At 72.7% G+C, this 19,297-nt stretch carries 19 protein-coding genes and 1 pseudogene; 15 read left to right on the top strand and 5 right to left on the bottom strand.

The features are described 5' to 3' along the window. Positions 1 to 118 precede the first annotated feature (118 nt). On the top strand, positions 119 to 1,534 hold the full coding sequence (locus ABZZ74_RS22385; protein WP_356767491.1) for a hypothetical protein: 1,416 nt from the start codon (positions 119 to 121) through the stop codon (positions 1,532 to 1,534). 35 nt (positions 1,535 to 1,569) lie between these two features. On the opposite strand, the gene ABZZ74_RS22380 is transcribed toward ABZZ74_RS22385, so the two are convergent. Next, positions 1,570 to 2,907, bottom strand: coding sequence for a PH domain-containing protein (locus ABZZ74_RS22380; RefSeq protein ID WP_356767489.1), 1,338 nt, complete (start codon positions 2,905 to 2,907; stop codon positions 1,570 to 1,572). Further along, positions 2,904 to 3,416, bottom strand: coding sequence for a PH domain-containing protein (locus ABZZ74_RS22375; RefSeq protein ID WP_356767487.1), 513 nt, complete (start codon positions 3,414 to 3,416; stop codon positions 2,904 to 2,906). Before ABZZ74_RS22375 ends, ABZZ74_RS22380 begins: the two co-directional genes overlap by 4 nt. Positions 3,417 to 3,447: 31 nt before the next feature. Here ABZZ74_RS22375 and ABZZ74_RS22370 point away from each other — a divergent pair, with 31 nt between their 5' ends. Then, the gene (locus ABZZ74_RS22370; protein ID WP_356767485.1) at positions 3,448 to 4,599 is read left to right on the top strand and encodes an NADH-quinone oxidoreductase subunit D; all 1,152 of its coding nucleotides are present in this window, start codon (positions 3,448 to 3,450) and stop codon (positions 4,597 to 4,599) included. Between the two features lies 1 nt (position 4,600). On the opposite strand, the gene ABZZ74_RS22365 is transcribed toward ABZZ74_RS22370, so the two are convergent. Continuing rightward, positions 4,601 to 5,638, bottom strand: coding sequence for an SAM-dependent methyltransferase (locus ABZZ74_RS22365; protein ID WP_356767483.1), 1,038 nt, complete (start codon positions 5,636 to 5,638; stop codon positions 4,601 to 4,603). A gap of 118 nt (positions 5,639 to 5,756) precedes the next feature. On the opposite strand from ABZZ74_RS22365, the gene ABZZ74_RS22360 reads away from it, so the two are divergent. The 3 genes from ABZZ74_RS22360 (at position 5,757) to ABZZ74_RS22350 (ending at position 8,377) form a co-directional block, all read left to right on the top strand. Further along, on the top strand, positions 5,757 to 6,959 hold the full coding sequence (locus tag ABZZ74_RS22360) for a sensor histidine kinase (protein ID WP_356767481.1): 1,203 nt from the start codon (positions 5,757 to 5,759) through the stop codon (positions 6,957 to 6,959). 64 nt (positions 6,960 to 7,023) lie between these two features. Then, positions 7,024 to 7,695 (top strand): response regulator transcription factor, encoded by a 672-nt coding sequence (locus ABZZ74_RS22355; protein ID WP_133044292.1) that lies wholly within the window; start codon positions 7,024 to 7,026, stop codon positions 7,693 to 7,695. Between the two features lie 49 nt (positions 7,696 to 7,744). Continuing rightward, positions 7,745 to 8,377 (top strand): AAA family ATPase, encoded by a 633-nt coding sequence (locus tag ABZZ74_RS22350; RefSeq protein ID WP_356767479.1) that lies wholly within the window; start codon positions 7,745 to 7,747, stop codon positions 8,375 to 8,377. Positions 8,378 to 8,388: 11 nt separating this feature from the next. Here ABZZ74_RS22350 and ABZZ74_RS22345 read toward each other — a convergent pair whose 3' ends face one another. Further along, entirely contained in the window at positions 8,389 to 9,492 is a 1,104-nt protein-coding gene (locus tag ABZZ74_RS22345) for a DUF5937 family protein (protein ID WP_356767477.1), read from the bottom strand. A 68-nt stretch (positions 9,493 to 9,560) separates the two neighbouring features. Next, positions 9,561 to 10,760, bottom strand: coding sequence for a beta-eliminating lyase-related protein (locus tag ABZZ74_RS22340; protein ID WP_356767475.1), 1,200 nt, complete (start codon positions 10,758 to 10,760; stop codon positions 9,561 to 9,563). A 186-nt stretch (positions 10,761 to 10,946) separates the two neighbouring features. On the opposite strand from ABZZ74_RS22340, the gene ABZZ74_RS22335 reads away from it, so the two are divergent. The 10 genes and pseudogenes from ABZZ74_RS22335 (at position 10,947) to ABZZ74_RS22290 (ending at position 19,183) form a co-directional block, all read left to right on the top strand. Next, complete coding sequence (locus ABZZ74_RS22335) at positions 10,947 to 11,876, top strand: DUF2520 domain-containing protein (protein WP_356767473.1); 930 nt, start codon at positions 10,947 to 10,949, stop codon at positions 11,874 to 11,876. Further along, on the top strand, positions 11,873 to 12,925 hold the full coding sequence (gene panC / locus ABZZ74_RS22330) for a pantoate--beta-alanine ligase (RefSeq protein ID WP_356767471.1): 1,053 nt from the start codon (positions 11,873 to 11,875) through the stop codon (positions 12,923 to 12,925). Before ABZZ74_RS22335 ends, panC begins: the two co-directional genes overlap by 4 nt. Beyond that, positions 12,922 to 14,646 carry an L-aspartate oxidase gene (locus tag ABZZ74_RS22325; RefSeq protein ID WP_356767468.1) on the top strand — a complete coding sequence of 575 codons (1,725 nt, stop codon included), beginning with the start codon at positions 12,922 to 12,924 and terminating at the stop codon, positions 14,644 to 14,646. The genes panC and ABZZ74_RS22325 overlap by 4 nt, the downstream gene beginning before the upstream one ends. Positions 14,647 to 14,651: 5 nt before the next feature. Continuing rightward, positions 14,652 to 15,629 carry a carboxylating nicotinate-nucleotide diphosphorylase gene (gene nadC, locus ABZZ74_RS22320; RefSeq protein WP_356767465.1) on the top strand — a complete coding sequence of 326 codons (978 nt, stop codon included), beginning with the start codon at positions 14,652 to 14,654 and terminating at the stop codon, positions 15,627 to 15,629. 9 nt (positions 15,630 to 15,638) lie between these two features. Then, entirely contained in the window at positions 15,639 to 16,436 is a 798-nt protein-coding gene (locus ABZZ74_RS22315) for a type III pantothenate kinase (protein WP_133044299.1), read from the top strand. Between the two features lie 120 nt (positions 16,437 to 16,556). Beyond that, entirely contained in the window at positions 16,557 to 17,219 is a 663-nt protein-coding gene (locus tag ABZZ74_RS22310) for a hypothetical protein (RefSeq protein WP_356767663.1), read from the top strand. A gap of 180 nt (positions 17,220 to 17,399) precedes the next feature. Continuing rightward, a pseudogene (locus tag ABZZ74_RS22305) lies at positions 17,400 to 17,489 on the top strand (MarR family transcriptional regulator); the annotation flags it as partial. A 395-nt stretch (positions 17,490 to 17,884) separates the two neighbouring features. Further along, positions 17,885 to 18,064, top strand: coding sequence for a hypothetical protein (locus ABZZ74_RS22300; RefSeq protein WP_356767463.1), 180 nt, complete (start codon positions 17,885 to 17,887; stop codon positions 18,062 to 18,064). Positions 18,065 to 18,193: 129 nt separating this feature from the next. Then, the gene (locus ABZZ74_RS22295) at positions 18,194 to 18,631 is read left to right on the top strand and encodes a BlaI/MecI/CopY family transcriptional regulator (protein ID WP_308286606.1); all 438 of its coding nucleotides are present in this window, start codon (positions 18,194 to 18,196) and stop codon (positions 18,629 to 18,631) included. Positions 18,632 to 18,640: 9 nt separating this feature from the next. Then, positions 18,641 to 19,183, top strand: coding sequence for an amino-acid N-acetyltransferase (locus ABZZ74_RS22290; RefSeq protein WP_356767461.1), 543 nt, complete (start codon positions 18,641 to 18,643; stop codon positions 19,181 to 19,183). Positions 19,184 to 19,297: the final 114 nt, after the last annotated feature.

Below are 19,297 nucleotides of genomic sequence, written 5' to 3'. Positions count from 1 at the left end.
AAATGATCTTGCGAATTCGAGGGGCCGCAATTCCCGATGCGCTGTGAACGTTTCGTTATGGCTGTGTTTTTACGGGGCGGGGCGCCAACGCTCGCCTACGCGCGGTAAGTTTCTGGCCATGCCACGTGGACGTCACCGCCATTCCCCGCCTTTGCACAGGCTGCTGCCTCCGTCGGCGATCGCAGGCGTCTCCCTTGTCTGCGCCTTCGGTCCCTGGGTGTTCTCGGAGCCCGCCGTGCTCCGCGTCATAGCGGCCTTCGCCGCGGCCACGGCCGTGATAGGGGCGGCCGTCATGCGCCGCTGGGACGCACAGGCCGGCAAGCAGGTCGCCGACCTCACGCGCGCGCGTGCGAGCGACGAGTGGCGGCACGAGGAGCGGGTCGCCGAGCTGGAGACGGACCTCGAGGAGTCGCGCGAGCTGCGCGCCAAGCTGGAGCAGCGGCTGCGGGCCAAGCGCGCGGAGCTGGCGGGCCTGCGCAACGAGCACGCGGCGCTGCTGCGGCGGTACGCGACCGCGGAGACCGAGCGGGCGAGCGCCCTGGAGGGCCGCCGTCTGCTCGAGATAGAGGCCGCGGCTCCCGACACGCACGCGTTGTCGCCCGTGGCGGCTCAGGGGACCGAGGTTGTGGCTGCCTCGGCCCAGGGCGAGGACGGCACCGACGAGAAGGCGCGGACCGCCGGGGTCTTCTCGCCGGAGGGCTCCCAGCTGTTCCTGCGGGCCAAGGAGGCGCTGAAGAAGTTCGACGACGGTGACGCTCCCGAGCAGGACGACGTTGCCGACGACGAGGTTGCCGACGCCGCCGAAGCCGAGCCGGCGGACGAGACCGACACCGACGTCGAGACTGATGCCGAGATCGACACCGATGCCGAGGTCGCCGCGCAGGACGAGGTTGTGGCGCAGGACGTGGCCGGCACGCAGGATGAATCCGCCCCCGAGGACGACGGCTCCCCGAAGGGCGGCGGGTCTCCCAAAGGCGACGGCCCGTCGAAGGGCGATGGCTCCCCGAAGGGCGAGCCCGCGAAGGTGAGGACCGCGGCGGCCGAGGCTTCCGCCCCTGCCGCGCCCGCCGAGACCGGCGCCGCCCCCGCCGACGGCACCGAGGCCGCGGCCCAGGAGGACGAGGCGCAGGGGCAGCCCGAGGCGGTCGACGAGCATGAGCACGCGGCCGCCACCACGCAGGCGGAGCCCGCCCGCTCCGCCCAGCCCGTACAGCAGCCCTCCGGACACTTCGTGGCGCCGACCGCGGTGGCCGTCGTACCGGCGACGCCCGCGCGGCGCCCGGCGGTCGAGGGCGGGTTCGACTTCTTCGGTACGAAGCAGGAGTCGGCGCCCGCCGCCCTGGACGCGGTGCAGAACGAGGACCTGGCCGACGTGGTCGGCGAGGAGGCGCTCGCCGTGCACAAGGCCGAGGCCGAGGCGCAGTTCAAGCCGGCCGACGAGGGTGCGCGGGATGTCGGTCAGGTGATCGACCTGACCGCGCACGACGAGACGGAGCGGATCAACCTGCAGGGCCTGCGCAGCGCGGTCTCCTGAGGCCGGGCACCGTCCCACGACGCCGTCCGGACCGCCTACGGTGCCATCCAGCGGTCCGGTGGCGCGTCCCGGCGGCCCGTGCGTGACCGCTCCGCCTGAGCGCGGAGCAGCTCCGCCGCCTCCCGGGCGTCCCTCATCCGGGCCGTGACGGTCTTGTTGGCTCCCGTGTCCACGTGGACGTCGGCGAGCCGCCACAGCCGCTTCCAGGGCCCCTGGACCAGCCGGACGCTCTGCACCTTCGCGTGCGGAACGAGCGCCAGGCGGCGGCGCAACAGCCCGTGCCGGGCGGCGAACACCCCGTCGGTGACGGCGAGTCCGTATCCACGCCACCACAGCGGCAGGCACCGGCCGGCCCGCCGAGGCGGGCGGGACAGCGCGGCGGACGCCGGCACGGTCACCCCCGGCAGCACGCGCGCGACGACGGACTCGGCGACCTCGCGCGGAGCGACCGGCACCAGAACGGAGTTGGACGACCCAGCCACGTCCAGCTCCACCCGCACCCAGCCCAGCCGCCGCCACAGCAGCGGTTCGACGATCCGCACGGTCTGCACGCGCCCGGGCGGCACCGTCTCGTGCGTGCGGTCGAGCAGGCCGTGGTCGATGCGCAGCCCGTCCGGGGACTCGCCCACCGTCCAGTCGTACTCGCTGACGAACCGGCCCACACTGCTCGCTCCGGCCGCACCCAGCAGGGGGAGAGCGGTGGCGAGGACCGTCCACACGCTGTGGGTGGCCAGCCACAGCAGGGGCGGTACGACGAGGGCGGCGCCGAGGGCGCCCCAGGTGGCGCCCGTCAGCACGAGGGAGAGCGCGAGGTGGAGCGGGGGCGTACGCAGGATCTCGCGTGCCGGCGCCTCTCCGACTTCGTGCGCCGTCTCGGGGGCGAACCCGGCTGCGCGCGCGAGCAGTTCCGCGCGCAGCGCACGCGCCTCCCGCTCCCCGAGAAAGGCGAGTTCGTCCTTCTTGGCCGTGCCTATGACGTCGAGTTTCAGCTTGGCGACGCCCGCCACGCGCGCGAGAAGGGGCTGGGTGACGTCGACGGCCTGGATCCGCTCGAGCCGGATGTGCGCGGTGCGCCGGAACAACAGGCCGGTACGGACGCGCAGTTCGCTGTCCGTCACCGCGAAGTGCGTGAACCACCAGCTGAGGAAGCCGTACAGGGAGGCGGCCGGGACGAGGACGGCGAGTGCGATCAGCAGGGTCGTAGTGGTCAGGCGGGTCAGCTGGCGCTGCGCCTGGTCCGGGTCGTGCACGGCCCACCCGATGAGCACCGCCACCGGCGCCCACGCCCGCCTGAGGGGTGTCACGGGATGCAGCCGCCGCTCGGTGACGGGTTCCCGCGCGCGTACGGCGTCGTCGACGCCCGGCGCCGTCACAGACCCGCCGATCGGGCCTCGCCGAGCTCGGTGAGCCGGTCGCGCAGCCGTTCCGCCTCGGCCGGGTCGAGACCCGGGATGGTGGCGTCGGTCGCCGCGGCCGCGGTGTGCAACTGCACGCTGGCCAGCCCGAAGTGCCGCTCGACGGGCCCGGAGGTCACCTCCACCAGCTGCATGCGCCCGTACGGCACGACGGTCTCCTCGCGCCACAGCACGCCCCGGCTGATCAGCAGGTCGTCGGCGCGCTCGGCGTACCGCCAGGAGCGCCAGTTGCGGCCCAGCAGCACCCAGCCCCAGGCGATCAGCGCGAGCGGCACCAGCGCGAAGGCAGCCCAGGCGGCCCCGGCGAGCAGGCCGAGCAGCAGACCGACGGCCAGGGCGAGCAGCCCCAGCCACACCACCAGCAGCAGACGCCGCATCCGCAGCAGCCCGGGCGGCAGTCCGGTCCACTCCGGCTCCCCCGCCTCGTCCGCCCTTGTGCCCGTGCCCCGCGGGCTCCCCGTCTCCATAGGGCCAGCGTACGTAGGAGAGACTGTGTTCATGACTCCTACGACGGAGACCATGGTCGGTATCGGCGGCGCCGCGGAGAGCACCGACATGGTGCTCAACATCGGACCGCAGCACCCGTCCACGCACGGCGTGCTGCGGCTGAAGCTGGTGCTGGACGGCGAGCGCATCATGCGCGCCGAGCCGGTGATCGGGTACATGCACCGCGGCGCGGAGAAGCTCTTCGAGGCGCGCGACTACCGCCAGATCATCATGCTCGCCAACCGCCACGACTGGCTGTCGGCCTTCTCGAACGAGCTGGGAGTCGTCCTCGCCGTCGAGCGCATGCTCGGCATGGAGGTCCCCACGCGCGCAGTGTGGACGCGGACGCTGCTCGCGGAGCTCAACCGGGTGCTCAACCACCTGATGTTCCTCGGCTCCTATCCGCTGGAGCTCGGCGGCATCACACCGGTCTTCTACGCGTTCCGGGAGCGGGAGGTCCTCCAGAACGTCATGGAGGAGATCTCCGGCGGCCGTATGCACTACATGTTCAACCGCGTCGGCGGCCTCAAGGAGGACCTTCCGGCCGGCTGGGCCGCACGCGCGCGTGCCGCCGTCGCGGGGGTGCGCTCGCGCATGGACCGGTTCGACGACCTGGTCCTCGGCAACGAGATCTTCCGGGGGCGCACGCGGGACGTGGGCGCGCTGGCGCCCGGGACCGTGCACGCGTACGGCGTCAGCGGGCCGATCGCGCGTGCCTCGGGCGTCGACTTCGACCTGCGGCGCGACGAGCCCTATCTCGCGTACGGGGAGCTGCAGGACGTCCTGAAGGTCGTCACCCGGCAGGAGGGCGACTGTCTCGCCCGCTTCGAGGTGCTCCTGGAGCAGACCCACAACGCCCTCGACCTCGCCGACGCCTGCCTCGACCGCCTGGCCGAGCTGCCGCCCGGCCCGATCAACCAGCGGCTCCCCAAGGTCCTCAAGGCACCCGAGGGCCACACCTATGCCTGGACCGAGAACCCGCTCGGCATCAACGGCTACTACCTCGTCAGCAAGGGCGAGAAGACCCCGTACCGGCTGAAGCTGCGCTCGGCGTCCTACAACAACATCCAGGCGCTCGTGGAGCTGCTGCCGGGGACGCTGGTGGCGGACATGGTGGCGATCCTCGGGTCGCTGTTCTTCGTGGTCGGGGACATCGACAAGTAGGTCACGCCCGCGCGTCGGGCGCGTCCGTGCCGTCCAGCGGGTTCGCCGTTCCGACCGGCTGGAGCAGCCATCCGAAGTCGCCGAGGCCGCCGGGCGCGGTGAGTTCCGCGGCTTCACCGGCGCTCGCGAGGGCGCGGACATAGGCGGCGGGTTGTGCGGACGCGAGCGCGAGCGGGGGGCGTGAGCCGGTGATGCCCAAGGCGCGCAGAGCGTCGCGCTGCCGCAGAACGCGCCCCTGCCGCTCGGCGAGCGCCGCGGAGCGCGCCGCGCACGCGTCCAAGGCCACGTGAGCCGTGATGTCGCGCTTCCCGTCGGGTACGGGCGCCGTTTCCCGTCCCGCGCGGAAGCCCGTGAGGGTGCCGAACGGGGGGCGCGTCTCCCGGCTGTGCGCGTAGTCCACGGCGACCGCGAGCCCGCGGTCGAGCGCCGCGACCGCACCCGCCCACGCCTCGTCGCGCGGCAGGCCGATCTCGGCCCGCAGGCCTTCCTCGGGCGGCAGCGGCCACCAGCGCGCGAGCCAGTCCGCCTCGTCGCCCCCGACGGGGTCGCCGAGACGTTCCGTGCCGTCCTGCCGCACCAGAACCGTGCGCGGTACGCCGTCCTCGTCCACCTCGGCGACGTCCAGCGGAACGTTGTCGAGCCACTCGTTGGCGAAGAGCAGCCCGGTGAGGCCCCCTGGCGGCTCGGGGAGCCATTCGACCTGGTCGTCGAGGCCCGGGGGCCGTTCGGCGAGCTCGACGGCGCAGGCACGCACGCGTGGGAGCACGTCCGCGGGCAGCGCGGCCAGGACGCCGGTGACCAGCTCGCCGCGCCCCGCCGCCATGTCTACGAAGTCGAGGCGGGCGGGCCGGCCGAGGGCCTCGTCGACGCGGCACAGCAGCCGGGCCACGGCTTCGGCGAAGAGCGGCGACGCGTGCACGGACGTACGGAAGTGCCCGGCAGGGCCCTCGGGGCGGCGATAGAAGCCGCCGGGCCCGTACAGGGCCGCCCGCGTCGCCGCACGCCAGCCGCGCCACTGGTCCGTGGTCTCTTCCGTCACCAGGCCAGGCTAAGCGCGCAGAGGAACGCGACCTCCACCTTGCGGAGTACACGCGGCGGATGCGGATCGGCCCTCCGGTTGACCCCTGCACGCATCCCGCTTCCCTACGCTGGGTTACGTGCAGCGCCTCTATGACTTCCTCCGCAGACACCCGACCGGGGTCGACTCCTTCTGGGCCGTCTTCCTGTTCGGCGTCTCTCTGGCGAGTGGAGCCGGCCATCAGGACACCCGGGGCACCGTGGCACCGGCCCTGATCGTTCCGATCGCGCTGCTGCTGTGCCTGGCGCTCGCGCTGCGCAGGCGCATGCCGGAGAAGATGCTGCTGCTGATGATCGCCCTCGGCGTGGCACAGCTCGCGCTGGACGTGGCGACGATGGTCGCCGACTTCGCGATGCTGGTGATCGTCTACACCGTGGCCGTCATGGGCGCCCGCTGGGCCTCCCGGCTCGCCCTGGCGGTGGGGCTGTCGGCCGCGACCTTCGCGGAGTTCCGCTGGCCGACCGAACACTCCAGCGCCCTCGGCCATGTGGCGCTGGTGATCTTCCAGACGGTACCGTTCGCGCTGGCCTGGGTGCTGGGTGACTCGATCCGCACGCGGCGTGCGTACTTCGCGCAGCTGGAGGAGCGTGCCGCCCGGCTGGAGAAGGAGCGCGAGGCCCAGGCCAAGGTCGCGGTCGCGGCCGAACGCGCCCGGATCGCGCGCGAGCTGCACGACGTGGTCGCGCACAACGTGTCGGTGATGGTGGTGCAGGCCGACGGCGCCGCCTACGTCCTCGACGCCGCCCCCGACCAGGCGAAGAAGGCGCTGGAGACCATCTCCTCCACGGGCCGCCAGGCCCTCGCCGAGATGCGCCGCCTGCTGGGCGTGCTGCGCACCGGTGAGCACAAGGAGGTCGGCGAGTACGTCCCGCAGCCCGACGTCGAGCAGATCGACGAGCTGATCGAGCAGTGCCGTACCTCCGGTCTGCCGGTCGACTTCAAGGTCGAGGGCACCCCGCGCCCGCTGCCCAGCGGCGTCGAGCTGACGGCGTACCGCATCGTGCAGGAGGCGCTGACCAACACCCGCAAGCACGGCGGGCCCAACGCGGGCGCGAGCGTGCGGCTGGTCTACTTCGACGACGGGCTCGGTCTGCTCGTCGAGGACGACGGCAAGGGCGCCCCGCACGAGCTGTACGAGGAGGGCGGCGCCGACGGACAGGGCCACGGCCTGATCGGGATGCGCGAGCGGGTCGGCATGGTCGGCGGAACCCTGGACGCGGGCCCGCGCCCGGGCGGAGGATTCCGCATCAGTGCCCTGCTGCCGCTCAAACCGGCGCACTGAGGTTTTCGCACGCCCCTTGTTGACACCTGTAACACCCCTGAAGACGGACACGGAAGAGGCTTCGATGACGATCCGCGTGATGCTCGTCGACGACCAGGTGCTGCTGCGCACCGGGTTCCGGATGGTGCTCGCCGCACAGCCGGACATGGAGGTCGTCGCGGAGGCGGGGGACGGCGTCGAGGCCCTGCAGGTGCTGCGCTCGACGGCCGTGGACGTCGTCCTGATGGACGTCCGCATGCCGAAGCTGGACGGTGTGGAGACGACCCGCCGCATCTGCTCGGAGCCGGACCCGCCGAAGGTGCTGATCCTGACCACGTTCGACCTCGACGAGTACGCCTTCTCCGGGCTCAAGGCGGGCGCGTCCGGCTTCATGCTCAAGGACGTGCCGCCCGGCGAACTCCTCGCCGCCATCCGCTCCGTGCACAGCGGTGACGCAGTGGTGGCGCCGTCGACCACGCGCCGGCTGCTCGACCGGTTCGCGCCGATGCTGCCGAGCGCCGGGAAGGAGCCGCAGCACAAGGAGCTGGAGCGGCTCACCGACCGCGAGCGCGAGGTCATGGTGCTGGTCGCGCAGGGCCTGTCCAACGGCGAGATCGCGGCCCGCCTGGTGCTGTCCGAGGCGACCGTGAAGACCCATGTGGGACGCATCCTGACCAAGCTGGGCCTCAGGGACCGCGTGCAGGTGGTGGTCCTCGCCTACGAGACGGGGCTGGTGCGCGCCGGCGGGCACGGCTGATCCACGCACGCGTGACGCCCGCGTAACCGCTGCCCACTAGGGTCTGCGCATGCTCCTGTGGATCAACGGTCCCTTCGGGGGCGGCAAGACCCAGACCGCGCACGAGCTCCAGCGGCGCCTGCGGGGCAGCGTGATCTGCGACCCCGAGCACGCCGGCTTCGGTCTGCGCCGGATGCTGCCGCCCGAACTGCGGGGAGACTTCCAGGACCTGACCGCCTGGCGGCAGGGCGTGGTCGAGGTGCTCGACCTGGCGCTGACCAAGCACGACGGCGTGGTGATCGCGCCCATGACGGTCACCGACTCGGGCTACTTCGCCGAGACGGTGGGCCGGCTGCGCGAACTCGGCCACGACGTACGGCACTTCACCCTCCTCGCCCAACGCGAGACCGTCCTGCGGCGGCTGCGGGAGCGCGGCTTCGGGCACCTCCTTCAGTACGTCGCCGGCAAGAACGCCGGTCTCGGCAGGGAGACCTGGGCGGTACGGCAGCTCGACCACTGTCTGGAACGGCTGCAGGAGCCGGAGTTCGCCGAGCACCTGTGGACCGACCACTCGACCGTGCCGAAGACGGCGGACCGCATCGCCGTGCTCGCCGGACTGACGCTGCGGCCGAACAACGAAGGAGCGCTGCGGACACGGCTGAGGCAGGCGGGCGTGGGGATCCGGCACATCCGGTTCGACTGAGCCGGGCCCGCTCAGCGCAGGATGCCCTCCAGGAAGTCGCTGCCCAGCCGGGCCACGACCGCTATGTCCAACTGGTGCTGCACATAACGGCCCCGGCGGCGCGTGGTGATCAGGCCCGCCTTCTTCAGGACGCCCAGGTGGCGGGATATCTCCGGGGCCGTCATGCCGTGCGCCTGTGCCAGCTCGCTGGTGGTGTATGCGCTGCGGGCCAGATAGCGGCACATCCGCATCCGTACGGGGTGGGACAGCGCGGTCATCCGCAGGGCGAGCTGCTCGACCGAGGGCGGGGCGGCGAGCTCCGGGGAGCCCACCGGGTAGTGCACCACCGGCTGCCAGCCAGGCCGGTACAGCACGGACAGGTGGGGCCAGCCGAGGCTGGTCGGGACGAGCAGCAGGGTGCCGTCCTCGGTGGCCGTGCGGCCCACGCTCAGCTTGTCGACCGTGATCCGCTCGCCGCCCTCGTCGAGCGTGACCGCCGGCGACACGGCGGTCAGCGCCTCCGCGAGGCCCTTCAGGCGCAGCAGGTCGGTCTTGTGGCGGGCGTCCGCGGTGAGCTGGTGGCGCAGCCGGGACCAGGTCTCGGCGAAGAACGCCTCGTCGCAGTCCTCGAGGAACTGACGCAGCCAGGCCCGGATCTTCGGCGGATCGGTCAGCAGCAGCTCGGTGAACCGCTGCTGGCGCGGACCCCGCGCGGCGGCCAGCTCCAGGGCGCGCCGGCCCAGTTCGGCGTCGATGAGCCAGTCGGCCCCGACGCCGTAGGACATCGCGCAGCTGAACTCCAGCGCCGCGTCGACGAACTGCTCGTCCGTGAGCTTGTCCAGCAGGTCCAGCTCCTCGGCGAGCGTGGCCCCGGGCAGGGCGGCACCGCCGGGGATGCCCGCGTACGGCAGGAACAGGTCCGAGAACGTCGTCGTCCACAGGAAGTCCGCGTCGCACATACGGTCGGCCAGATGCGGGTCCAGGCCGGCCGTCACACCCGTCACCCAGCCCTGCAGGCCCGGGTGGTGGCCCGGCTCGGACAGCGCGTGCAGCGCCATGCCGAGCTCGGCCAGCGGGGAGGGCACGACGGCGACCCTCTCCGGCCGCAGCCCCACGATGTCGATGCGCACGCTCATGACCACATGGTGCACCCCGCCACTGACACCGCAGTCGCCGATTGACGACGCCCGTCAATCGAGGGCCGTCACCGGGCCCCGGGCGCTGCGGGCAGCCGCGCGACGAACTCCGCGACGGCCGCCTTCACATCGTCGGCCGTCCACTCCAGGCCCGCGGCGCGCACCTCGACCTCGGTGACCGCCAGGCCCGGACCCTTCTCGTCCCAGGAGCCGGCGAACAGCAGCGTCCCCGTCTCCTCGCCCTGCCGGATCGCTGTCTCCGAGACGGCGTCGACGTCGTAGGGCAGCCAGACCTGGAAGTCGTGCGTGTGCGGCCGTTCCGGGTGGACGCGCGCCCACGGCACCCCGGCCGCCGTGAACCCCTCGCGCAGCGCCTCGGCCACCACGCGCGCGTGGGCGACGTATTCGGGCAGCCTGGCCAGTTCCCGCTCCAGGCCGGCGAGCGCGGACAGGGCCGTCGGGAACTGCTGGAAGACCTGGCCGCCGTAGCGGTGGCGCCAGATCTTCGCCTCGTCGGTCAGCGTCCTCGGACCGGCGAGCGCGGCGCCGCCGAGGCCGCCGAGGGACTTGTAGAACGACACGTAGACGCTGTCCGCCAGGCCCGCGATCTCGTCCAGGGGGCGGCCGAAGTGGACGGTGGACTCCCACAGGCGCGCGCCGTCGAAGTGCACCACCGCGTCGCGCTCGCGCGCCGCCTCCACCACCTCGGTGAGCTCCTCCCAGGAGGGCAGCACGAAACCGGCGTCCCTGAGGGGCAGTTCGAGCATCAGCGCGCCGAAGGGCTCCGCGAGGTCGCGTACCTCGGCGGCGCTCGGCAGCCGGGGCTCACTCGTCACGCGGACCGGGCGCAGACCGCTGACCTGGCTGAACGCGTTCCGTTCGTGCACCTCGGGGTGGGCGAGGGCGTGCAGGGCGACGGCCGGGTTGCCGGTGCGGCCCGCCCAGCAGCGCAGGGCCACCTGCTGGGCCATCGTGCCCGTCGGGAAGAACGCGGCGGCCTCGGTGCCGAGCAGTTCGGCGACCTTCCGCTCCAGGGCCTCGACGACTCCGTCGCCGTAGATGTCGGCCGGCTCGTCCAGGTCGTACACGTCCTCGAGGCCGTCCAGCAGCGCCAGGCGCTCGCGGAGCGTGCCGAGGAATCCGGGGCGCGCGAGCACATGCTTGGCGCCCCGGTACGCGCTGATGCGCCGTTCGCGCCGGCGCTTGCGCCGCTCCCCGTCGGTCACCTGCTCGTCAGGACGTTCCGTCTGCTCCGCCGCATCGCTCATGGCCGGGATCATGCCCGCCGGGCTTCCGGGCGGCACCCGGATTTCCACGGGCCCTCGCCGGGGCCGGCACGGTGTGCGGTAACCCACAGCCTGTGGACGACCGGCCGCCCCTCGGACCGATAGCGTTAACATGACGAGAAATCGTCCGGTACCCGGAGCGGACTGGAACGGGAAGGCCACCGTCGCGTGAGTACAAGCCAACAGCCAGACCCCAGGGACCGCCCCGCGCGGCTCACCGTGGGCGTCGTCGGCGCCGGCCGCGTGGGCCCCGCGCTGGCCGCGTCCCTCCAGCTCGCCGGGCACCGCCCGGTGGCCGTCTCCGGGGTCTCCACCGCCTCCCGCAGGCGGGCCGCGCAACTGCTCCCCGACGTGCCGGTCGTCCCGCCCGCCCAGGTGCTGGAGCGCGCCGACCTGGTCCTGCTCACCGTCCCGGACGACACACTGCCCGGACTGGTCGAGGGTCTCGCCGAGACCGGGGCCGTACGGCCGGGCCAGCTGCTCGTGCACACCTCCGGGCGGTACGGGGCCAAGGTCCTCGACCCCGCCCTGCGCGCGGGCGCGCTTCCGCTGGCCCTGCACCCCGCCATGACCTTCACCGGCACGCCCGTGGACGTCCAGCGGCTGGCCGGCTGCTCCTTCGGGGTCACCGCGCCCGACGAGCTGCGGCTGGCCGCCGAGGCCCTGGTGATCGAGATGGGCGGCGAGCCGGAGTGGATCGCCGAGGAGATGCGCCCGCTCTACCACGCCGCCCTCGCGCTGGGCGCCAACCACCTGGTCACGCTGGTCGCCCAGTCGATGGAGCTGCTGCGCGCGGCCGGTGTCGAGGCGCCCGACCGGATGCTCGGCCCGCTGCTCGGCGCCGCCCTCGACAACGCCCTGCGCTCCGGGGACGCGGCCCTGACCGGCCCGGTCGCGCGCGGGGACGCGGGCACGGTCGCCGCGCACGTGCGGGAGCTGCGCCGGCACGCCCCGCAGGCCGTCGCCGGCTACCTGGCGATGGCCCGCGCGACCGCCGACCGGGCGCTCGCCCACGGGCTGCTGAAGCCGGAGCTTGCCGAGGACCTCCTCGGTGTACTCGCCGACGGGACCAACGGCGCCGAGGGAGACGCCCGATGACCACCACCCTGCTGAGCACCGCGGCCGAACTCCACGCACGCGCGCGTGCCGGACGCCGCGTCGTCGTGATGACCATGGGCGCCCTGCACGAGGGCCACGCCACCCTGATCCGCACCGCGCGCGAGATCGCCGGAACGGACGGCGAGGTCGTCGTCACCGTCTTCGTCAACCCGCTGCAGTTCGGCAAGGGCGAGGACCTCGACCGCTATCCGCGCACCCTGGACGCCGACGTGAAGCTCGCCGGACAGTCGGGCGCGGACGTGGTGTTCGCTCCCGCCGTGGAGGAGGTCTACCCGGGCGGCGAGCCCCAGGTGCGGATCAGCGCGGGCCCGATGGGGGAGCGTCTGGAGGGCGCCTCGCGTCCCGGCCACTTCGACGGCATGCTCACCGTCGTCGCCAAGCTGCTGCACCTCACCCGTCCCGACGTCGCCCTGTACGGCCAGAAGGACGCCCAGCAGCTCGCCCTGATCCGCCGCATGGTGCGGGACCTGAACTTCGGCGTCGAGATCGTCGGCGTGCCCACGGTGCGCGAGGAGGACGGTCTCGCGCTCTCCAGCCGCAACCGCTACCTGTCGCCCGCCGAGCGGCGCACGGCGCTCGCGCTGTCCCGCGCGCTGTTCGCGGGCCGCGACCGGCACGCGGCGCAGGAGGCGCTGCGCGCACGGGCACGCGAAGTGCCCGCCACGCACGCGCGTGCCGAAGCCCTCAGCGCCATAGGGGAGTCCCGCGCCGCGGCCGACGCGCACGCCGTCGCGAAGTCCCTCCCGTCGTCCACCACCGCCCCCGGCGCGGACGCCGCGCGAGGCACCTCCTACGGCGCCCCCTCCGCCGTCCGCGCGGCCGCCCGACTGGTGCTCGACGATGCCGCGCGTCTGTCGCCGCCGCTCGAACTGGACTACCTCGCCCTCGTCGACCCCGCCGACTTCACCGAGATCGGGGACGACTTCACCGGCGAGGCCGTCCTCGCCGTAGCCGCCCGGGTCGGGACGACCCGGCTGATCGACAACCTCCCTCTCACCTTCGGGAAAACCTTCGGAGCCGCCTCGTGACCAGCACAGGCATACGACTGCACGCCCCCGCACCGGGTTGGGCCATCTCCGCGGACGTGGTGGTCGTCGGCTCCGGGGTGGCCGGCCTGACCGCCGCGCTGCGCTGCGAGGCCGCCGGCCTGAACACGGTCGTCGTCACCAAGGCCCGCCTCGACGACGGCTCCACCCGCTGGGCGCAGGGCGGCGTCGCCGCGGCCCTCGGCGAGGGCGACACCCCCGAACAGCACCTGGCCGACACCCTGGTGGCCGGCGCGGGTCTGTGCGACGAGGAGGCCGTACGGATCCTCGTCACCGAGGGCCCCGACGCCGTACGCCGTCTCATCGCGACCGGCGCGCACTTCGACGAGTCCGAGGCCGGCGATCTGGCGCTCACCCGCGAGGGCGGTCACCACCGCCGCCGTATCGCGCACGCCGGCGGAGACGCGACCGGCGCGGAGATCTCCCGGGCGCTCGTCGAGGCGGCACGCGCGCGCGGTGTGCGCACGATCGAGAACGCGCTCGTGCTGGACCTGCTGACGGACGCCGACGGCCGTACGGCGGGCGTGAGCCTGCACGTGATGGGCGAGGGCCAGCACGACGGCGTGGGCGCCGTGCACGCCCCCGCGGTCGTGCTCGCGACCGGTGGGATGGGCCAGGTCTTCTCGGCGACCACCAACCCGTCGGTCTCCACCGGCGACGGCGTGGCGCTCGCCCTGCGCGCGGGTGCCGAGGTCAGCGACCTGGAGTTCGTGCAGTTCCACCCGACCGTGCTGTTCCTCGGCCCGGACGCCGAGGGCCAGCAGCCCCTGGTCTCCGAGGCCGTGCGCGGCGAGGGCGCGCACCTCGTCGACGCCGACGGGGTGCGCTTCATGCTGGGGCAGCACGAACTGGCCGAGCTCGCGCCCCGGGACATCGTCGCCAAGGGCATCATGCGCCGTATGCAGGAGCGGGACGCCGAGCACATGTTCCTCGACGCCCGGCACTTCGGCGCCGACATGTGGGAGCACCGCTTCCCGACCATCCTCGCCGCCTGCCGCGCCCACGGCATCGACCCGGTCACCGACCCCATCCCGATCGCCCCGGCCGCCCACTACGCCTCCGGTGGCGTGCGCACCGACTCCCAGGGCCGTACGACCGTCCCCGGCCTGTACGCGTGCGGCGAGGTCGCCTGCACCGGCGTGCACGGCGCCAACCGGCTCGCCTCCAACTCCCTCCTGGAAGGCCTCGTCTACGCCGAGCGCATCGCCGCCGACATCGCGGCGGCCCACGCCGAGGACGGCCTCCACGCGCGCGTGCCCGAACCCGTCGACCACCCGCAGAAGCCCGCGCACCCGCTCCTCGCCCCGGAGGCCCGGTTCGCGATCCAGCGGATCATGACCGACGGCGCGGGCGTCCTGCGCTCGGCCGACTCCCTCGCCGCGGCCGCCGAGCAGCTCCAGCGGCTGCACACCGAAGCCCGCGACGCCCTCGACGAGAACGGCAAGACCGCCGAGCCCGGCGTCGACACCTGGGAGGCCACCAACCTGCTGTGCGTCGCCCGCGTCCTGGTCGCCGCAGCCCTCCTGCGCGAGGAGACGCGCGGCTGCCACTGGCGCGAGGACCACGCCGACCGCAACGACACGGCATGGCGCCGGCACATCGTCGTACGGCTGAATCCGGACCGCACACTCGCCGTGCACACCACCGATACCGCAGACTTCCCCCCGACCCAGCAGCCACAGCAGCGCCTCCAGGAGCAGTGACAGAAGTGAGCACCCCCGACCTCCCCCTCGTGTCGAACGGCGGCTGCGGCGACGGCTGTGCCTGCGGCGCCGACGCCGACGCCGAATACCTGGAGTGCGGCCTCGACCCCGCGCTCGCCCAGCTCCTGGCCGACGCAGGACTCGACCCCGTCGAGGTCGAGGACATCGCCAACGTCGCCATCCAGGAGGACCTCGACCACGGCGTGGACGTGACCACGGTGGCGACCATCCCCGAGGACGCCGTCGCCACCGGCGACTTCACCGCGCGCGAGGCGGGTGTCGTGGCGGGCCTCAGGGTCGCTGAGGCGGTGCTGTCCGTGGTGTGCACGGACGAGTTCGAGGTCGAGCGGCACGTCGAGGACGGCGACCGCGTGGAGGCCGGGCAGAAGCTGCTGTCGGTCACCACGCGCACGCGTGACCTGCTCACCGGCGAGCGCAGCGCGCTGAACCTCCTGTGCCGGCTCTCCGGCATCGCGACCGCCACGCGCGCGTGGGCGGACGTACTGGACGGCACGAGGGCCAAGGTCCGCGACACCCGCAAGACGACTCCGGGGCTCCGCTCGCTGGAAAAGTTCGCCGTCCGCTGCGGCGGGGGCGTCAACCACCGGATGTCGCTGTCCGACGCGGCCCTCGTCAAGGACAACCACGTGGTCGCCGCCGGCGGGGTCGGGCCGGCCTTCAAGGCCGTACGGGAGGCCTTCCCGGACCTGCCGATCGAGGTCGAGGTCGACACCCTGCACCAGCTGCGCGAGGTCGTCGACGCGGGCGCCGACCTGATCCTGCTGGACAACTTCACGCCCGGCGAGTGCGAGGAGGCCGTCGCGATCGTGCACGGCCGCGCCGCGCTGGAGGCCTCCGGACGGCTCACCCTGGACAACGCCAAGGCCTACGCGGACACTGGCGTCGACTACCTCGCCGTCGGCGCCCTCACCCACTCCTCGCCGATCCTCGACATCGGTCTCGACCTGCGAGCGGCGGAGTAGGTACCGGCCATGCTGCTGACGATCGACGTGGGCAACACCCACACCGTCCTGGGCCTCTTCGACGGGGAGGACATCGTCGAGCACTGGCGCATCTCCACGGACGCGCGCCGCACGGCGGACGAACTGGCGGTGCTGCTGCAGGGCCTGATGGGGATGCATCCGCTGCTCGGCGACGAACTGGGCGACGGCATCGACGGCATCGCCATCTGCGCCACCGTCCCCTCCGTGCTGCACGAACTGCGCGAGGTGACCCGGCGCTACTACGGCGACGTGCCGGCCGTGCTCGTGGAGCCGGGCGTGAAGACCGGGGTGCCGATCCTCACCGACAACCCCAAGGAGGTCGGCGCCGACCGCATCATCAACGCGGTGGCCGCCGTCGAGCTGTACGGGGGACCGGCGATCGTCGTCGACTTCGGTACGGCCACGACCTTCGACGCGGTCTCCGCGCGCGGGGAGTACATCGGCGGGGTGATCGCTCCCGGTATAGAGATCTCGGTCGAGGCGCTCGGGGTGCGGGGCGCGCAGCTGCGGAAGATCGAGGTGGCCAGACCCCGCAGCGTGATCGGCAAGAACACGGTCGAGGCGATGCAGTCCGGCATCATCTACGGCTTCGCCGGGCAGGTCGACGGGGTCGTCAGCCGTATGGCCCGTGAGCTCGCGGACGACCCGGACGACGTGACCGTGATCGCGACCGGCGGGCTGGCGCCGATGGTGCTCGGGGAGTCCTCGGTCATCGACGAGCACGAGCCCTGGCTGACGCTGGTCGGGCTGCGGCTGGTGTACGAGCGGAACGTGTCCCGGATGTGAGCCCCGCAGGGGAGCAACCGGGTGGCTCGATTGCGGCGCCACACCGCTCCCTTATGTCGGGTTTGTCTGATTAGCGCGTATCGTCGCCGCATGCCCACGCCATACGGATCCCGCGGCGGCATGGCGTTCGGCGCGGAGGAGCTGCGTGTGCTCCGCCGCGCCCTCGCCCTCGCCCTCCACCCCCGCCCCGCCTCCGCCGAGGACGTCCAGGACTGTCTCCGGCTCGCCGAGTCGCTCGACGAGGCGATGCGCGAAGGGGACAGGCTGCGGGCCTTCCTGGTGGCCGACCTCGGCCGCTACCGCGCCGCGCTGCCCGGAACCGCCGCCGGCTACCTCACCCTGCTCGAGGAGGCGCTGGCCGCCGGTTACCGGCCGCAGCCCGACGACCTCGCCGCCCTGCGCGCGCTGCGGGGCAACCCGGTCGCCGCGCTCCTCCTGGAGCGCTGCCAGGTCCTCGCCGAACAGGACGTACGAGCCCGTCTGGCGCGTGGTACGACCCGTACGGCCCCCGCGACCGTCCCCGCCTCCCGCACGCGCCTGACGGCCCTTCCCGGTGGCCTCTCGGCCCACTCGGGCCCTGGGGCCACCGCCCCGGTCGCCGAGGCCGGCCAGGACCCGGAGAGGAAGCCCGAGAAGAAGCCCGCGGAGAAGCCGGCCCCCAAGCCCGCCCCCGCCGCCCCGAAACCCACCCGCCCCATCCCCACGCCGGGCGAGGTCTTCCCCCGCCGCAAGCCCTCCCCGCCACCCCCGGCGAACCCGCCACAGCAACTCGCCGCGGTCTGACCCTTCCGCCCCCTGCGGCGCCGGTTCGCCGTGGTCTGGCGTCTCTGCCCCACGGGCCTGCGGCGGCGGTTCGCCGTGGTGTCTCGGTCCTGGTGGGCCTGGGGCGCCGGTTCGCTGCGGTCTGCCCCTCCGCCCCGGCGGGCCTGGGGCAGGGGTTCGCCGCTGTCTGACTCCTCTGGGCTGCGCACACTCGCCGAGTCCCTCGCCTCCACCCCGCCGTCCACCAGCCGGCTGTGCGACCGGCTGGTGGCGGCCGGGTTCGTCCCCCGGCGGACCCGCCCCAGCAGCTCGCCGCGGTCTGCCCCTCCGCCCCGGCGGGCCTGGGGCAGGGGTTCGCCGCTGTCTGACTCATCTGCCCCGGCGAACCCGCCGCAGCAACTCGCCGCGTCTGACCCCTCCGCCCCAGCGGACCCGCCCCAGCGGACCCGCCCCAGCGGTTCGCCATGATCTGACCCTCCGCCCCGGCGGACGTGCGGTGGCGGCTCGTCGCGTTGGGGCTGCTTGCCCCGGCGGACTCGCCGTAGCGGCTCGCCGCGGTTTGCGCCCTTCACCCCCTGCGGGCCTGCCGCGGCAGTTCGACACCGTCCGGGCCCGTCGTGGGTCTGCTCGAGACGCTTGTCCGACCCCGCCCCGGTTGTCCGGCGGGCGCTGGCTACTCTGGATCCATGGACTACGTCTCCGCGCTCGTGCCGCCGGTCGTCATGGCCGTGTTCTTCATCGGGCTGATCAGGGTGATCGTGAAGACCCAGGGCGGGGCCAACAAGGCCAAGGAGGACGCGGCGGTCGACGCGGCCATCGCGCGCGCGGAGGCCGCTCAGCAGGCCTCCGTCAAGAGCGACGGCTGAGCGGCCCGGCCCGCTTCCCCCGGCGTACGGCTCGTACCTCCGAGTCGTACGCCCTTTTTGTTGCCGTTTGCCAGTGAAAGCGCACGTCCGGCACGCGAATGCGGAGTTCTCCCACTATTGTGCTGAGCTGTGCCTCGCCCATTGGGAGAACTCGAAGACGCGGTCATGACGCGGGTGTGGAAGTGGAACCGCCCGGTGACCGTTCGAGAAGTCCTGGAAGACCTTCAGCAGGAACGGTCCATCGCCTACACCACGGTGATGACCGTTTTGGACAATCTCCATCAGAAGGGCTGGGTGCGCCGTGAGGCGGAAGGCCGGGCCTATCGATATGAGGCGGTCTCCACCCGGGCCGCCTACGCCGCCGCCCTGATGAACGACGCCTGGTCCCAGAGTGACAACCCCGCGGCCGCTCTCGTCGCCTTCTTCGGGATGATGAGCGAGGAACAGCGCCAGGCCCTGCGAGACGCCGTACGGATCGTGCAAGGGCCGGAACAGCCGGCGGAAACACCCGAACCCCCGGATGGCGAGGAGAACCCCGGCTCCGCACCGGGCGGCGACGGGCGATAGCGTCCGCTCATGTCAGCAGCAAGCTCCGAAGGCCCCGAAGTCAGCACTAAAGCCATCACCGTCCGGCGGGCCCGTACCACCGATGTCCCGGCCGTGCGCCGTCTCCTTGACGCCTACGTCCGCGGTGGCATCCTGCTCGACAAAGCGACCGTCACCCTTTACGAGGACATCCAGGAGTTCTGGGTCGCCGAACGCGACGACAACGCCGAGGTGGTCGGCTGCGGCGCGCTGCACGTGATGTGGGAAGACCTCGCGGAAGTACGCACTCTCGCGGTGAAGCCCGGTCTGAAGGGTGCCGGCGTCGGCCACCAGTTGCTGGAGAAGTTGCTGCACACCGCGCGCTGGCTGGGCGTTCGCCGCGTTTTCTGTCTCACCTTCGAAGTGGACTTCTTCGGCAAGCACGGCTTCGTCGAGATCGGTGAGACGCCGGTCGACACGGATGTCTACGCGGAGCTGTTGCGTTCCTATGACGAGGGCGTCGCGGAGTTCCTCGGTCTCGAACGGGTGAAACCCAACACCTTGGGCAACAGCCGGATGCTTCTGCATCTGTGATCACCGATCACTGCAGAGTATTCGACGAGCTTCGACGGCCTCCCTTGCCCACGTTCCCTATGTCCGAAACGCGCATCTTCCCTGACAGTCGGGGACTGCCCTCCCGCTGTCTAG

Origin of the sequence: Streptomyces sp. NPDC006476, from assembly GCF_040612015.1 — a bacterium.
GTDB classification, from domain to species: domain Bacteria; phylum Actinomycetota; class Actinomycetes; order Streptomycetales; family Streptomycetaceae; genus Streptomyces; species Streptomyces griseorubiginosus_B.
The sequence above is the reverse complement of the archived record's forward strand: the minus strand, read 5'-3'. Positions and strand labels throughout refer to the sequence as shown.